Below are 483 nucleotides of genomic sequence, written 5' to 3' on the forward strand. Positions count from 1 at the left end.
GCATGGCAGCACGCGATTTGGGCATCTGGCAGGCAATCACGCGGGTGGCGCCACCTTCCTTGCCCAGCACATTGCGGGCCACTTGCACCACGGCTTGCGGGCTGGTGCGTTCGCCCATGCCGATGAGCACCACGCCGTTGCCGATCGGCATCACGTCGCCGCCTTCCAGCGTGGCCGGGCCGTGGTTCTTGTCACAGTCGCCCCACCATACCTTCACCTTGCCGGCGAAGTACGGGTGGTGCTGGTAGATGGCTTGCAGGATCAGGGTTTCTTGACGGCGGGCCGGCCAGTACATCGGGTTCAGCGTCACGCCTTCGTAGATCCAGCAGGACGGGTCGCGCTGGAACAGGCTGTTCGGAATCGGCGGGATGACGAATTCGGACTGGTCCAGATAGCCGCCGAACAGGCCTTTGGGGTCGAACGGCAGTTCAAACTTGGCGATACCGCCGATCAGGTGCTCGGCCAGTTGGGTGGACGGCATTT

1 protein-coding gene is annotated in these 483 nt (G+C 63.6%); it reads right to left on the bottom strand.

Annotated features, from left to right (window positions below; translation table 11 throughout):
* Positions 1–483 (bottom strand): arginine deiminase family protein (locus JHD62_RS21485; RefSeq protein WP_233161155.1); only part of this gene is annotated, 483 nt, incomplete at both ends.

Origin of the sequence: Aquitalea sp. ASV11 (assembly GCF_016429185.1) — a bacterium.
Taxonomy (GTDB): domain Bacteria; phylum Pseudomonadota; class Gammaproteobacteria; order Burkholderiales; family Chromobacteriaceae; genus Aquitalea; species Aquitalea pelogenes.